General features: G+C 55.9%; 13 protein-coding genes. 5 read left to right on the top strand and 8 right to left on the bottom strand.

Annotation, left to right across the window (positions count from 1 at the left end; translation table 11 throughout):
- The first annotated feature begins 1 nt into the window (after nucleotide 1).
- Nucleotides 2–1,030 (top strand): GGDEF domain-containing protein, encoded by a 1,029-nt coding sequence (locus tag G403_RS0108455; RefSeq protein WP_027853602.1) that lies wholly within the window; start codon nucleotides 2–4, stop codon nucleotides 1,028–1,030.
- Between the two features lie 58 nt (nucleotides 1,031–1,088).
- Here G403_RS0108455 and gor read toward each other — a convergent pair whose 3' ends face one another.
- On the bottom strand, nucleotides 1,089–2,447 hold the full coding sequence (gene gor / locus G403_RS0108450) for a glutathione-disulfide reductase (protein ID WP_027853601.1): 1,359 nt from the start codon (nucleotides 2,445–2,447) through the stop codon (nucleotides 1,089–1,091).
- Nucleotides 2,448–2,649: 202 nt separating this feature from the next.
- Between gor and xthA the strand changes: the two genes are divergently transcribed.
- Nucleotides 2,650–3,465 carry an exodeoxyribonuclease III gene (xthA, locus tag G403_RS0108445; protein ID WP_027853600.1) on the top strand — a complete coding sequence of 272 codons (816 nt, stop codon included), beginning with the start codon at nucleotides 2,650–2,652 and terminating at the stop codon, nucleotides 3,463–3,465.
- Here the strand turns inward: xthA and G403_RS0108440 are convergent.
- Complete coding sequence (locus G403_RS0108440) at nucleotides 3,462–4,364, bottom strand: universal stress protein (protein ID WP_027853599.1); 903 nt, start codon at nucleotides 4,362–4,364, stop codon at nucleotides 3,462–3,464. The genes xthA and G403_RS0108440 overlap by 4 nt on opposite strands.
- Before the next feature lie 126 nt (nucleotides 4,365–4,490).
- Here G403_RS0108440 and G403_RS0108435 point away from each other — a divergent pair, with 126 nt between their 5' ends.
- A complete protein-coding gene (locus G403_RS0108435) occupies nucleotides 4,491–4,904 on the top strand; it encodes a YgaP family membrane protein (RefSeq protein ID WP_027853598.1) in 414 nt (137 codons plus the stop codon).
- An 86-nt stretch (nucleotides 4,905–4,990) separates the two neighbouring features.
- The gene (locus tag G403_RS24445) at nucleotides 4,991–6,250 is read left to right on the top strand and encodes a GGDEF domain-containing protein (RefSeq protein ID WP_051298744.1); all 1,260 of its coding nucleotides are present in this window, start codon (nucleotides 4,991–4,993) and stop codon (nucleotides 6,248–6,250) included.
- Here the strand turns inward: G403_RS24445 and G403_RS0108425 are convergent.
- The 3 genes from G403_RS0108425 to G403_RS0108415 are packed head-to-tail and all read right to left on the bottom strand — an operon-like array spanning nucleotide 6,247 to nucleotide 10,900.
- Nucleotides 6,247–7,527 (bottom strand): hypothetical protein, encoded by a 1,281-nt coding sequence (locus G403_RS0108425; RefSeq protein WP_027853597.1) that lies wholly within the window; start codon nucleotides 7,525–7,527, stop codon nucleotides 6,247–6,249. The two genes, G403_RS24445 and G403_RS0108425, sit on opposite strands and share 4 nt — an antisense overlap.
- On the bottom strand, nucleotides 7,524–8,330 hold the full coding sequence (locus G403_RS0108420) for an outer membrane lipoprotein-sorting protein (RefSeq protein ID WP_036233107.1): 807 nt from the start codon (nucleotides 8,328–8,330) through the stop codon (nucleotides 7,524–7,526). The genes G403_RS0108425 and G403_RS0108420 overlap by 4 nt, the downstream gene beginning before the upstream one ends.
- Entirely contained in the window at nucleotides 8,327–10,900 is a 2,574-nt protein-coding gene (locus G403_RS0108415; protein ID WP_245578222.1) for an efflux RND transporter permease subunit, read from the bottom strand. The genes G403_RS0108420 and G403_RS0108415 overlap by 4 nt, the downstream gene beginning before the upstream one ends.
- Nucleotides 10,901–11,153: 253 nt before the next feature.
- Here G403_RS0108415 and G403_RS0108410 point away from each other — a divergent pair, with 253 nt between their 5' ends.
- Nucleotides 11,154–11,441, top strand: coding sequence for an ArsR/SmtB family transcription factor (locus G403_RS0108410; RefSeq protein WP_036233147.1), 288 nt, complete (start codon nucleotides 11,154–11,156; stop codon nucleotides 11,439–11,441).
- 10 nt (nucleotides 11,442–11,451) lie between these two features.
- On the opposite strand, the gene G403_RS0108405 is transcribed toward G403_RS0108410, so the two are convergent.
- Genes G403_RS0108405 through G403_RS0108395 form a run of 3 tightly spaced genes read right to left on the bottom strand, consistent with a single transcriptional unit; the run spans nucleotide 11,452 to nucleotide 15,258 of the window.
- Nucleotides 11,452–11,784, bottom strand: a complete 333-nt coding sequence (locus G403_RS0108405; protein ID WP_027853593.1) for a branched-chain amino acid transporter permease — start codon at nucleotides 11,782–11,784, stop codon at nucleotides 11,452–11,454.
- On the bottom strand, nucleotides 11,760–12,470 hold the full coding sequence (locus G403_RS22680) for an AzlC family ABC transporter permease (RefSeq protein WP_036233099.1): 711 nt from the start codon (nucleotides 12,468–12,470) through the stop codon (nucleotides 11,760–11,762). The genes G403_RS0108405 and G403_RS22680 overlap by 25 nt, the downstream gene beginning before the upstream one ends.
- A 52-nt stretch (nucleotides 12,471–12,522) precedes the next feature.
- Nucleotides 12,523–15,258: a bifunctional acetate--CoA ligase family protein/GNAT family N-acetyltransferase gene (locus G403_RS0108395; protein ID WP_027853592.1), complete on the bottom strand. Its 2,736-nt coding sequence runs from the start codon at nucleotides 15,256–15,258 to the stop codon at nucleotides 12,523–12,525.
- Between the last annotated feature and the right edge of the window lie 252 nt (nucleotides 15,259–15,510).

The raw sequence follows: 15,510 nt of genomic DNA, 5'->3' as shown, positions 1-15,510 counted from the left end.
CATGAAGTACAACGAGTCTCCCAGTCAGGCAACTGATTATCTGCGTCAGGCCATCCCGTTGATGGTGCGCAACAACGTACCGCCCAATCCGCTGAATTATGCGCTGTGGTACACCTACGTCTCCAACAAGTTGCCGGCCTTAAACGAGGCTTTGGACTCCACAGTCAGAACCTACGGCACCTGCCCCACGCTGCTTAGCGAGCAGCTGTTCAGAAGTCACCTGCTCGAAGGTGAAGGTGGCGCCACGGACGAAGTTCAGGCGGGCCTGCTCAACCTGGTTTCATCGCTTCAGGACCAAGCCGCAGAGGCGGCCCAGCACACCGATAATTATTCGGAAGTACTCAAGGAAAGTCTGGATGCCCTGAACGAAGTCAGTGACAGTGACGTGGATCCGCTACCCCTGGAGTCGATCGTTCGAACACTGACCCTGAATACTCAGGCGATCAACGAGACCACTCGCAAGTTTCAGCAGCAGATTGACGCGGCGCAGTCCGAGATTGAATCCCTCAAGCAGGAACTGCAGAAAACACGACAGGATGCCAGTCTGGATGTTTTAACCGGCCTCTATAACCGCCGCGTCTTTGACGGTGAGCTTGAACAACTTATCGAAGCCGGTGCGCCCGGTGGGCTGTTTATGATTCTGATCGATGTGGATCACTTCAAGCGGTTCAACGACACCTACGGCCATCTGATGGGCGACAAGGTGCTGCAGTACGTCGGCAAGCTACTCAAGGAAGAGTGCCTGGAGCCGCTTATACCGGTCCGTTATGGCGGTGAGGAGTTTGCGGTACTGGTGCCGGGCGGCAATCTGGATGAAGCCGTGGAGCTGGCGGACAGGCTACGTCATAAAGTGGAGTCAATCCGGATTCGACAACGCAGCTCAGGGTCTGTCATCAGCTCAATCAGCGCTTCGTTTGGCGTTACCCGCTTCCGCTCCGGTGACAGCGTTAGCACATTGATCGAACGGGCCGACCAGGCACTCTATCGAGCTAAGGATGGGGGGCGCAACCAAGTCTGCGCCGACGACTAAAACAGGTAAGGTGGCTGGCTGACGTTAGGGTACAACCAGCCACCGGCCGAGTGCGCTATCAGTTGCGCGCCGGCTGGCGCATGGTGACAAACTCTTCGGCAGCGGTCGGATGAATACCGATTGTGCTATCGAACACCGCCTTGGTCGCACCGGCCTTCAGCGCCACTGCCATGCCCTGAATGATCTCACCGGCGTCATCGCCCACCATATGGATCCCCACAACCCGGTCAGTCGCCTTGTCGACGATCATCTTCATCAGGGTGCGCTCCTCACTGCCGCTCAGCGTATGCTTAAGCGCCCGGAACTCAGAACGGTAAACCTCGATGCTCTCGAATCGATCCCTGGCCTGCTCTTCGGTCAGACCCACGGTACCGATATTGGGCTGACAGAACACGGCCGTCGCGATCAGATCATAGTCCACATCGGCCGATCCCGCCTCGTAGAGATGACGGACCAGTGCCATACCTTCGGCCAGCGCCACCGGTGTTAATTGAACACGATCGATCACATCGCCAATCGCGTAAATCGAAGGCACATTGGTCTGGAAGTTTTCATTAACGCGAATAGCCCCATTATCGGCTAAATCAACACCTACCGACTCTAGTCCCAAGCCCTGAGTTTTAGGCTTACGCCCAGTGGCATAAAGGATCTGATCCGCCTCAACTTTGCGACCGTCCGTAAACTCGGCAACCAAGGTGCCGTCACTCTGCTTATCGATCCGCGTGATATTGGTCTCCAGGCAGAGATTGATCCCTTTTTTGACGATCTCTTGGGCGGTGAATTCGCGGATCTCCTGATCGAAACCACGCAGAATCATATCGCCTCGATAGACCAGATCGGTCTGCGCGCCCAAACCGGCGAAAATACCGGCAAACTCCACGGCGATGTAGCCACCACCGACCACGATCACTTTTTTGGGGAAGGTCTCAAGGTCAAAGACTTCGTTTGAGCTGATCGCGTGCTCACTGCCCGGAAACTCCGGCACAAACGGCCAGCCACCAGTTGCCACCAAAATCCTCTCTGCCGTGTAGGTTGTACCGGCGACCTGGACACTGTTCGGGCCAGTGACAACGGCGCGACCGTCTATCACTTCGCAACCGGCGTTACGCAGCAGGTTGCCGTAGATACCGTTGAGGCGCCCGATCTCTGATTTCTTGTTGTCCCGCAAACGCGCCCAATCAAACTGAACAGGCCCGGCATCCAGTCCGAACCCCTTGGCTTCGTGGAAGCCTTCCGCATAATGGGAGGCGTAGACATAGAGCTTTTTCGGAACACAGCCCACATTGACACAGGTACCACCCAAATAGAGGTCCTCGGCAATCGCTACACGAACTCCTTTGGCTGCGGCCATGCGCCCGGCACGAACGCCACCGGAACCCGCTCCGATCACAAACAGATCATAATCAAACTCTGACACGCCTCTCTCCTTCTGGTTGTCCTGGCCCCTGCTGGTCGGGAACTTCAGTGGCAAGCACCCTACGGGGGATCTGTAAAAATTGCCAATTGATCGACCCTAACCCGGTCATAGCAATAATCTATCACACAGGGCTTCGGCGTTGCGTTGATTTTGCTAGTATCGCGCTCTTGAATCCGCTCATTGCGTCAGGAGAGTTACCGTGATCAAACTGGTGTCTTTTAATACAAATGGTATTCGCGCCCGCCAGCATCAGCTCGAAGCACTGGTGGAGCACCACGCTCCCGACGTGATCGGGATCCAGGAAACCAAAGTGGCTGATGACCAGTTCCCTGTCGACGCTATGCATTCACTGGGCTATCACGTCCATTATCACGGGCAGAAGACACACTATGGGGTTTGCCTGCTTTCCCGCCATGAACCGCTATCGATCACGCGAGGCTTTCCCGATGATACCGAAGATGCTCAGCGTCGGCTGATTGTCGGTGAGTATGAAACAGAATCAGGCCAGCGTTATACCGTGATCAACGGGTATTTTCCTCAGGGGGAAAATATCGCGCATGAAACCAAGTTTCCGGCCAAGCGGAAGTTTTACGCCGACCTGATGAGCTACCTGGAGAGCACTCTGACGCCTGACCAGCCCATTGTGGTCATGGGAGACCTGAACATTTCTCCCACTGACCGGGATATCGGGATTGGCGAGGCGAACCGCAAACGCTGGTTACGTACCGGCAAAACCAGCTTCCAGCCCCAGGAACGAGAATGGCTGCAGCGCCTGTGTGACTGGGGACTGACCGATACTTTCCGCTATTGTCATCCTGAGGTCGATGACCGCTTCAGCTGGTTCGATTACCGCAGTCGCGGTTTTGAAGCAGACCCCAAACGGGGCCTGCGTATCGATGCGGTCATGGCGACCCGACCACTGCTTGAGCGCTGTAAAGACGCGGGCATCGACTATGGTATCCGGGCGATGGAAAAGCCTTCGGACCACGCGCCAATCTGGGCCAGCTTCGATATCTAAGGCTTAATCACCATCAGGTCACAGCGCACACGGTCCAGTAACCGCTCTGCGCTGCTGCCACTGAGCAACCTGTCCAGCGCTCCACGGGGCACATTGCCAACAATCAGAAGATCGATGCCGGTCTGCTCCACGAAATCCGGCACCACATGATGCAACTCACCTTCGATCAGGTGAAGCTGTGCAGCGCCCGGTTCATTCCGCCAGGGCGCGAGCATCGCCTCCAGCTTCTGCTGATGTTTGTGACGGACCTCCTCCTGTAATCCTGCGAAATCGGTGACACGATGTTCATCAAAAATGGTGGATTGGGGCAGCGCCTGATAGCTGTGCAGCACATGCAGTTCAGCATCCAGATGTCGAGCAAGGTGATGCGCGATACCGTACAACTTGCCATCCAGTGACGCCGGCTCATCAAGCGGATGAAACGGATCCAGCGCTACCGCCAACCGCAGCCTGCTGCCCCAATGGTGCTCGCGGGTCATCAGCAGCGGCAGGGTCGCTTCGCGCAGTAACTTCCAGTCCTCCGGCGCTAAAAGGTGGTGTAAAAATCCGGGGTGGCTTGAAACGGGGTAAACCAGCAGATCGGGTCTGAAACGTTCTACCTTGGTCAGCACACCCTGCACCAGATGGGCATTCCAGGAGACATCTGTGCCTACGCGTTCATGGGGCAGGCGGATCCGATCCGCCAGATGATCCAGCCTCGCTTCACACTGAGTCATGTACGCGTGACGCGCACGACGTTCTGCTTCGGCACTGCGTAGCCCACCCGATCCCAATAACGCCTGGTGGACACAGCAGAACAACTCCAGCAAGCCGGCCTCACCGAGCATTCGAGCCGCCTTATCGACCATCTCCAGATGCGCGTGATCTTCATCCACACTGACCAGTATCCGCTCGAACATAACCTCTCCTATGCATTGCGCAGAGCATAATTCACTCTATCAATAGAATAGGCCGAGAACCTAGCAACCACATACCTGAGAATGCTATATTAGTTATAACTAATTTAGTGATGGAGATTTAATTCGATGAACCTTCATGCCGCGCTTCGCCTGATGGCAGGCAGCGTTATATTGATCAGTATGGCGATCGGCCACTATGTTCACCCCTGGGGCTACTACCTGACCGCCTTTGTCGGCCTAAACCTGCTGCAATCCGCATTCACCAACTGGTGCCCGGCCATGACCCTGTTTCGCCTTGCAGGCCTTAAAGAACAGACTTGTGCGACGGGCATGAGTATCCATCAGGGTGTACATATGATCACTGGCAGCCTCGTCCTGCTCACCCTGGCTCTGGTCTTTCTGGCACACCTGCCTCAGCAACTGCTTGTCGTTACCGCCATAATCGGTGCTAGCCTGCTGCAGTCGGCCTTTACCGGCTGGTGCCCGGCCATGACCATTGCCCGGTTACTCGGCTTCCGTAACCCTCAACCGGGTAGCTGACCGCATCACAGACGCTGGCGTGCCGGTGTAGAACGCATAGGTTCGTGGTAGCATCTCCCCGTTAGCTATCGGGGACGACAACCGTTGTGATCACACTTGCGCGCCTGCTTTTTCCGCTGCTTTTGCTGGCTGTGCCCTGGGCACTGGCCCCGCTGGCGCGCTCGCTGGAACCTGCGCTGGTGGCCTTACTGGACAACCTACCGCTGTTTCTGGGGCTGCTGGCCGTGTTTTTTGCCGGCGCCTTTAAGCGCGGCCGCTTGACGCTGGTAGCCGCTCATCTGGTTGCAGCCGTAATGCTGATCCAGGCTGCGCAGACAGACAATCTCAATGCGCCGGATAGCTACGTCGTGTTCATCCTGACTTCTCTGATCGCTCCGCTGATGCAAGCCTGGGTGGTTATCCAGCAGGATACATCTCTCCTGAGCCGACGAGGCATTTTCAAACTTGCATCCGCGTTACTGCCCTACCTGATCATCGGCGCTGCCTGGCACTATCACCCCGGGGAATTGGTAAAGCTGCTGGTCCAGTTCCCGCCGCTGTTACTGGATATGGTCCATGGGGAACTGCTGCTTAATAAGCTGGCGGCCTGGGTCTGTCTGGGGCTGATCTTACTGGGTCTGGTGCTGACTCTCTTTCGACGAACCGGTGACGAGGTTGCCCTGCTCGGCTCATTGCTAAGCTTTGCACTGGGCGTCGCCTACCTGCGGGACCCGGCCCTGAGCACTCTGTTTTTCATATTGATACCGACATCGGTGCTGGTTGCCGTGACACAACATATCTATGCCATGGCCTTTATCGACGGATTAACCGGAGTGCCCGCGCGCCGGGCGCTCGAACATCGCCTTGCTGGCCTTGGGCGGCACTATGCCATCGCCATGCTCGATATAGATCACTTCAAGAAGTTTAATGATACTTATGGTCATGATGTCGGTGATCAGGTGCTGCGCATGGTAGCAACCCAGTTACGCCGGGTTGAAGCCGGCGGCACTCTGTACCGCTATGGTGGAGAAGAGTTCACGATTGTGTTCTCGGGCAGACGCGAAGAGGAGGTGGTCAACGCGCTGGATCGAGTTCGGGAGCGCGTCGCCAACTATCCGATGCAGGTGCGCGCACCGCAGCGCCCTCGCAACGACAAAGTGGGCAGGGAGTCGCGCGGCGGCCAGACGGGGCAGACCCAAGTCACCGTAAACATCAGTATTGGTGTCGCCTGGCGCGAGTCGGAAGAAAAGCCCGCGCAGGTGATCAAGCGTGCCGACACAGCGCTTTACCGCGCCAAGGGTGCCGGCCGTAACCGGGTCATGACCGATGGGCCAGACCCGCGCCGGCAGAGAGGACGGGCCGCCTAAAAACTGTAGCGAATGCGCCCCCAGAGGTTTGAGCTGTCCTCAAACTGGCCAAAGAAGGTGTGCGGTTGATCTCCTCCAAACAGGTTCGCCCCGCTGGTCAGCGTCCAGTTATCATCCATCCGGTAGCTGACCGAGGGCCGCAGATAGTAATCCTCATCACTGGGTGACCAGTAGTTGAACCAGGAGAGCGTCAGATTATCGCGCATCAGTTTCCAGGTAAGGCGCAAGGTAACCACCTGACGCCACTCCTCCGGCCGATAACGTGGATCATCACTGCGCTTTAACGCGTCATAATCCTGGGTCCATTCAACATAATACTGAACAGCCCCGTTCAACCGCGGTATCAACTCATGGTCATACCCCACCAGTGCGCGCAGCTGGTCATTCGGGACTCTGGGGTCGTCGCCGGATGAATCCTCGCCCTCATACCAGGCGATCTCGCTGTTGGCGATACCTCCGGCCACGGGGGCTCGAAAACTGGCACCGAGCACATCCAGATCAGGAAAGACCGGCTCCCCGATGGCGTTCACGCCCATCGGCTGCTTCCAAAAGCCATGGTAACCATACACAGCCCATTCAGCGCTACCCGCACGGCCAAACAAGCGCAGCGCCAGCTCACCGTCGCCGGGCAGATCGTTTGGTTCATCCGCGTCGAGCTTGCCCTTGGGAGCCGCTACCGACTCCCCAGCCAGCGGTGAAAAATAGGCGAAGCGCTCACCATCGATATAGCGGTCCGGTGTAAACAAGGGCATCCAGACCAGATCCAGGTTCGCCGTTTCCCCGTAATAGCTGACTTTGATACTGGGGGCCGGCGCCTTTAGATAGGTTTCATCCCGCCCGGCAAAGAATGATTTCCAGTCCTTGGGAAAGAGATCATTCAGGAACAGCATATCGCCGGTCCCCCAGGTCAGCACCTGCTGACCTGCCTGCACGTCAATCGCCTCAACCGGCGTAAACTGGATGCTGGCTTCACGAATATCGGCGCGCACGCCCTCCTCTACGCCATCCGCGTACAGGTCACCCTTCAGACTATAGTGAAAGTGCTCCAGCGTTTCTGCCCACTCCAGGCGCATACGAGCCTCGCCAAGCGTTAGGTCATCGCTGATCGCCGAGTCATCCTGCAAGCGCGTCCCCAAGGCGCTCTCAAAAAAGCCATGTAACTGCGGCCCCGTCTCCGGCTCGCCCCAACTGTCATCGCCCCACAGATCATCACCGGATGATGCTGCGTGAGCCCCACCGACAACCCCCAACGCAACCACGGCTATCAAAGGCTTCATTCGGGCCTCCGCAGCCACTCGCGCGGCGGGTTACGCAGCGAACGTTCGCTGAACACATCGGCCTCCAAACCGATGTTGTACTTCATAAAACCAAACTGCATGGTGGTTTCGCCACCAGAGCGCAGATCGGAGACACGGCTTTTGATCACGGTAGGGAAGCCCTGAACATCTTCCACCTCCAACGCTTCAACCCGACGGTAGTTTTCGCCGTTGCCGTCCACATAATCGATCCGTGTCGGAAGCATGGTTTGCTGGTCAATCCAGAGCAGGTAGTGATCAAACTCGACACTGGCGGGATCTTTAGGGGTCGCTTTCAGATGGTAGTGCGTCTCGGTTGTTTCCATCAGCTCAAACGTATCCTCAGCCGGGTTACGACCGGACACATCTTCGTAGAAGAAGTGAGAACCGACAAAGCTGGTCCGTTTATCACCGGCCGATATCCGTTTAACCAGATCCAGCCCCGGCAGATAGAGCCAGCGGTCATCATCCCGCGCCACATGTTTGTGAACCATAAAAACGGTATTGCGCACATCGGCGGGACGGCTGAATGCCACGTAAAAGTACTGATCACCGCCATCAGACTCATCCAGGCGCAGGATCGTAAACTGGCGCAGCTGTTCACGTCCCTGACCGTCGGTGATCAGCATCCGCACTTCGCTGCGGCCATCATTGCCCTGATAGTAGGCCGCCAGGTTCGCCTGATCGACAATGGTGTTCACATCGGTCAGCGTTTGCGCGGCGGTCGTCTGGATCATTAGCGTGGTGAGCAGCGCGGCCGCTCCTGATTTCAACCATTGAGTCATGATGACCCCTCCCGTTTAGCACCAAACAGCGAATCCTTGCCTTTAATCAACGTGATCACCGCCGGCAACAGGACGATGGTAACCACAGCGGATACGGCCATGATCGCGGCCAGGAAAAAGCCCACAGTGATATACGGCACCAGCGGTGCCAGCAGCAGTGGAGTAAAACCGATAGCAATGACCACTGCATTGCGACTGATCGCCCGCGATGGCCCTTTATAGATTTCGTCAACCGCCCCGCGCCAGTCTCCGGTCTCCCGATAGATCGCGCGGGCCCGTTCCAGAAAATGGATCGCAAAATCCACCGACAATCCCAGTGTCAGAGCGGACAGCACCGCGATCGGCATGTCGTAGTCCTTGCCGATCACACCGATCAACCCATAAATAAACAGGATCGTCACTGTCAGTGGCAGCATGGCCAGTAAGCCTATCCGAACTGAGCGGAACAGTAGCACCATCATGACCAGAACCATCACGAACGCACTGATCAAGCTCTTTAACATGCCGTTGACCATCTGCTCCTGCCACACCACATTGATGTAGGTCAAACCGGCCCAATCGGCAGTCACGCCCTCTGGCAGGGGGTTGTCATCAATGTAGGCCTTCACAGCATTAACGACAGCGCTCATCTCCTGGTTATCACCGCTTTTAAGCTGCAACCAGAGCAGGCTGGACCGATAGTCCGGCGTTACAAAATGCCATAGGTCATCGGGGCGATGCGACGATTGATAACTGAGCAGCGTCTGGGAAACCCCGCGGGCCGACTCCGGCAACCGGAACTGTTCATCGGCGCCACCGGTCAGTTCACGGTAAACCGTTTTCACCAGCACCGGCAGGCTGTTCACTTTACCCACCTGATCGAGACCGGTGAGGTGATCAGCCATATTATCGAGGTACTTCAGCGCCTCGGGATTAAGGAAATACTTGGCATCGATCTGGGCGCGCTCCGTCTCCTTGAGCAATGAGAGCCAGAACGACTCCTCCTCTACCGGTCGATTGAAACTTGCTTCATCAAACCGTCCGGCCAGGTTACTGGCGTACTGATCCAGATCCTCTGCCTGGTCATTCAGCATCTCGTCTACCAGATCCGCCAGCGCCGGTGCCTTATTTTCGGTGACTGCGCGAAGGTTCTCGTTCAACAGTACAACCGGGTTATCCGCCTGCTCACGCTCGAACACGAGATAGGCATTATAGGTCCCGGAGAAGTGGTCGTTAAGCACCCGATCAGCCACCCGCAAACGGTGATCCGATTTAAACCAGCGCACCGGGTTATCGTTGATCTGAATAAGGCTCAGACCCCAGACACTGCCTATGCTGACAAGCGCAAACACAACCACCAGCCCGCGAGCCCTGCTTATTGAGAAACGCCCAGTCGCCGATAGCAGCCGTCCCAAACGGCTGTTGTCCTCCTGCTCAATATTATGGTCTTTCAGCTGCGCCATGCGCTTGGGCGAGAGACTGACAATATACGCGGGCACCAGGGTCACGGTGAGTAAAAAGGCCAGCATGATCCCGAACGCCACATGCAAACCGAAGATCTGTACCGGCGGGATCGGTGTGAACGCAAGGGATGCAAAGCCTACCGCTGATGTCAGCGACGTATAAAGCATGGGGGTAAACAGGTGACCGAGCACCGCTTTGACCGCAGGACGTGCGTTGTCACCCGGCCGGTAACGATCCGCAAACTCGGAGAGTATGTGCACCGAATCAACCACGGCGATCGGCATTAGAAAGATTGGAATCATCGAGCTCATAATATGTACAGTAAAGCCCTGCCCGATCAGCAATCCCATAGTGATAATAACCGACGCCAGCGCTACCAGCATCGGTGCCGTGATCAACAGCAGACTGCGGAAAAACACCCACATCAGGATAAAGATCATCAGTCCGGCCAGGGGTGCGGAGATCGCCATCTGCTTGAACATCTCCACCCCGAAGGTATCTTCTGACACCGGCAGCCCGGCAATGTGAAATTCATCATCCACATCGAGCGTAGCGATGGTCTGTTCAATCTGCTGGGAAATACCGTAACTGAGGGATTTTTTCTCAATCGGTACATAGATCGCAGTGGCTCGTCCATCACCGGAGACCAGCGTGTTATCGAGTAAGGGCAGCCGCTCTACCGCTTCGCGGATCTCTTGTGCCTGCTCCAATGTACTCGGCGCTTCGCGCATCAACCATTCAAAGCGGATACTGCCCGGGCCTTCCTGGGTAATATTGTCTACCCGATCCAGTGCAAGCTGGTCTTGGGAGATGACGCCGTCAAACCCGCTGATCGCCTCGGAAAGCTTGGACAGCGCCGCCAGTGACTGCGGATTGTAGATCCCCTGCGGGCTATCATGATTGACCATGCCTACGACGATCATATCGTAAAGCGAAAACCGCTCTTTGACCTGATCATGAAACACACGGTCCGTCTGATCATGGGGAAGCATGTTCTCTGGATCGGTATCCACTTTGATTGACGGTATCTGGAAAGCCGCCAGCAGGCAGAGCAGGATGACGATACCAAAGACCGAGCGCGGATACCGGGTGGAAAGTTCCGACAGTGAATCACGCAGTATTTTCAAGGTGGTCCCCTTAGAGCCGAACTGAATTCCCTATCATTGTATTAGTTATAACTAATATTTCAATCTCTGATATACTGTTTGAGCGAAGGACCGGGAATAGGATAAAATCGCGTAAGCGTTATAAGATGTTAGTCCAAAAAAGAATATCAGGCCGCTACTCGAGCGCCGGAGTGTTGTAATCGTGAACAAACCGAACCCGAAAACCCCGTCTGCCGATAGCGCCAGCGTGAGTGAAAACTCCACACTTGAGCTAATGAAAGCCAATGCTTCCAGCGCCGCCAAGCTGATGAAGGCGCTCGCCAATGATAGCCGGCTTCTGATTCTCTGCCATCTGGATGGCAGAGAGCTGTCGGTATCAGAGCTAAACCGCTGCCTGGACTTGAGCCAAAGCGCTCTATCCCAGCATTTAGCGGTGCTGAGAAAGGATGGACTAGTCAAAACGCGACGGGAATCCCAGACCATCTACTACTCACTGCAGGGCGATACCGCCAAGCGTATCATTCACACGCTGCACGAGATGTACTGCCCCGAGATGCCCTGAACAGAAGGGTTCAGGTGATTGGCATCCACTGCTGTACCATCGTCATATACAGCAGTGTTCCGCCGATAATACTCACCAGCGCATTACGCAGACTGAGATGCAAAACGGTGACCAGTGCCAGCGCCAACAGCGACTGCGGTAACCCATGCCCGGTACTGAGCGGCTCTTTCAACGCGTAAACCAACAACAAAACCATCAATACCGGCGGCAGGTAACGCCCGAGAAACTGAAGCCACTCGTGGTTTGCGTGCTTTGACAGCAACATAAACGGAATAGCGCGGGTAAGAAACGTTGCCAGTGTCGCTAGTGCAATAAACGCTAAAAGATACGCAGTCGGCTCCATTCCTCGCCTCCTTTGGCCATCAAAAGCAGCGATACCGCCATTAAAACCGCGATCAACAACATCTGATCCCGGCTGATCAGCAGTGCTATCGCCGCTACCAGCAACGCTAACAGAAAAATCAGGGGCTTTTTGATAACCCGATACTGCTCCAGCGTCAGCACCATGAACAGCGCTGGCAAGGCAAACTCGGCACCTTGAGTCGGCAGATCAAGACGGCTGCCAAGCCAGGCTCCCAATGTGCAACCCAACACCCAGTATCCTTGATTCAATGCGGCGATCTTGACCCGCAGACTGTCTAAAACATCTCCGGACAGGACTCCTTCACGCCGATCCAATGCCGTCAGCAGGGAATACGTTTCATCAGTCAACGCAAAGATCAGATACCAGCGACGCCAGCCTTTGAGGCCAAGATGAGAGATCAGCGAAAGTCCGTAGACCAGGTGGCGCGCATTGAGCAGGAATATCGCAACGAATACCTCAAACAAGCCCGCCTGATTGGCAATCAGGCCCACGGCCAGAAACTGAGCTGCGCCGGCAAAGATAAACAACGCCATCGCAAACGCCCAGAGCCAGTGATATCCCAAATCAGAAAATAGCACGCCAAACGCCATACCCAAGGGTACGTACCCGAACATTACCGGTACAGAAAGGGCAAAAGCGGAAGGTTTTACAGGGTTTAGCGCCATGATCCAGAGTATTTCCTGACTGATCGATCAGGCGCACTATACGAATCGAGGGTTACTGCTGCAAGCGGTAGATCTGCCAGTCTTCGGTGGGCTCATTGAGCTGCATCCGCATCTCGATCACCTCCTCTTCGGCGTTATAACTGATCCGGAAGCCCAGTTTGCGTGCCAGCGCCTGCATCCCCTTGTTAGTCGCCAGGGTCGAGCCGGACAGTTCGAGAGTACCGCGGGAGCGGCAGTAATCGATAGTTTTCTGCATTAAAATAATCCCCAGCCCTTCACCCTGGAGGTCATCGCGGATTACAACGGCAAATTCAGCGCGTACATTATCAGCGTCAGTGACAGCTCGAACTACCCCCAGCGTTTCCTGCCCCTGCCCATCCAGACGGGGGGCCGAAACGATAAACGCCATCTCCCGGTCATAATCGATCTGTGTCCAGTTGGCCAACTCATCATGTGTCGGGATGCCACGACTGTAGAAGTAACGCAGGCGGATCGATTCGGGACTGAGCTTGTTATAGAACTCAAGATGGGCAGGCTCATCCTCGCCACGGATCGCCCGCAACGTGGCGGGTCGCCCTGAGCGCTTGAGCGTAATCTGCTCGGTCAGATGTTCAGGATAGGGACTGATTGCCAGACGCGCCGGCTCTGCCACCGAAACCGAACAATCAACGGCCAGCAGGCCGCGTTTATTCAGCAACAACGGATTGATCTCCAGAGCTTCCAGCTCCGGCAGATCAACGAGCATCTCGGACAGCCGCAGTAACATCCCGCTGAGATGATCTACATCTCGCTCAATCTGATAACTGTTCTCGGCAATAATGCGATATACCCGCGATGATTTAACCATCTCTCGGGCCAGGGCAAGATTAAGCGGGGGCAGCATAATATGGCGGTCCGCCAGCACATCTACCGTATACCCTCCCACACCGAATATCAGCAATGGCCCAAACACCGGATCACGTGTAACGCCCACGTTGATCTGAAGTGACTGAAAGCCTCGCTTCATCTGCTGGACAGCGAAACCATAGAGTTCCTCTGAGCTAAAACGCTCACTGACCCGGTAGGCGAGCTTAGTCGTCGCATGCCGAACTTCATTGATCGAGTAGAGATCCAGCGCCAGGTCATGCCAACGCTGATGGCCGCTATCATCGTAACTGAACGGCATACTATTGGATGCGTGCAACGCCTTGACAGCGACAGAACCACCCATCTGCCGTGCACATTCAACCACTTCGGGAATATCGTTTGCGTAGTAGGTGTTGGCGGTGGGAATCTCGTACAGGTTGAGGAGCATGGTGGCTTCCGCATGACGCAGGCAGTGCCTCCCCTCCTCCTTGATCAGCTGGAGCAATTCCCGCGCCCTGTCGCGATTCGGGCGGTTATGCTGCTGATAGGGTGCAGGGGTCTGTCGCATCACACGCTGGTTACGGTGATAATCCACCATGTGCATGAAGGCGTTGATCGCCTCTTCCGGCGTCAGAAATGTAGTAATGCCTGCCGCATTACAGGCATTCCTTGCAGCAATCGCTGAATATCGGCCCATCCAGCAGGTCAGGACATTGCGCGGTGTTTTGCGGGCAATGTCGATGACCTCTGTCGCCGTTTCTACGCTCGGCGCGAGTCGCGTGGGCGCGTGGATGACCAGTACCGCATCCACATTCGGATCTTTCGTTAAAACGCGGGTCGCTTCAGCAAAGCGTTGTGGTGTGGCATCGGCGTTCAAATCGACAGGATTCGTGACCCGTGCCTCGGGAGGCAGTATCTCCGCCAGCAACGCTTCGGTCTCTTCAGAGAGGCGCGCCATCTGGCCGCCCTGCTTCAACAAACGGTCCATGGCCAGTGCGTTGGGGCCCATGCCGTTGCTGACCAGCGCAAGCCGCTCACCCCGCATCGGTTTCATCCGTGAGAGTGTCTCCAATGCGTTAAACAGCTCATCAGCTGTATCGACACGTACCACACCGGCTCTGCGTAATGCCGCGTCATACACCATATCGGGATTGGGCAATCCGGGGGCATGACTCACCGGTGCTGTCGGATCATTGACAATATTGGACTTCAGAACCAGGACCAGTTTATTTCGGGACGCCGCCCGGATCGCCGAAACAAATGACCGCGCATCACCAATAACGCGATCCATCTGCAGCAAAATGGCGTGGGTCCAGGGGTCTCGTGCCAGATAATCGACAATCGAGGGTAGATCCACGTCGACGCCATCCCCCAGTGTGAGGAAATGGGAAAAACCGATCTCCTGGCCGTTAGCCCAATCGATCATGGCTGTTCCCAGCAGTCCCGACTGCCCCACATAGGCCACCTTGCCTTTGAGTATGTTGACATGGGAGTAACTGGCGTTCATTTTCGATCCCGGAACCAGCATACCCATACAATCGGGGCCCAGAATCCGAATACCATAGGGGCGTGCAGCTTCTCGCACATCCTCTCTCAAGGTGCGTGCATGGCTGCTCTGATGGAGCGACAGGCCGCCGGTCAGAATCATCGCCGCTTTGACCATGTTGGCTCCCAGCTTACGCACAATCCCGGCCACAGCCTCCGGAGGGGAGCAGATGATTGCAAGATCCGGCATCTCGGGCAGCTCTGCGACACCGGCATAACAGGACACCCCGTTGACCGACTCATACCCTTTGGAATTGACGGCCATCAGGCTGCCCTCGTAACCGCTCTCAAGCAGGTTACGCAGAACAATCCCCCCCATGCTGTCTTCTCGCTCTGACGCGCCGAAAACCGCAATGGAACGAGGTTTGAAAAACCGTTTAAGATATCGGGTAGACACAGACAAGCCCCATCCGCGTTGACACACTGCCATCCAGTGTAGCCCGGCAGTGCACAGCCAGTATTAAATTCGAGCAAGCCGCCAGCAAGGGATCAGCTTACAGCCCCAGTGTAAATCTTTCGCAGGTGCAGCAAAAGACACAGATCACACACCCGGCCTTTTTACCGTGCCCTGGATCAATTACCGGATTCTCTCATGGGTACAGGCTGACGAAACTCACTTGCTGCGCTAGTCTTAATGATTCAGTCAACT

It is taken from the genome of Marinobacterium litorale DSM 23545 (assembly GCF_000428985.1).
GTDB lineage: Bacteria > Pseudomonadota > Gammaproteobacteria > Pseudomonadales > Balneatricaceae > Marinobacterium_D > Marinobacterium_D litorale.
This window is presented reverse-complemented; position numbering and strand designations above follow the sequence as displayed.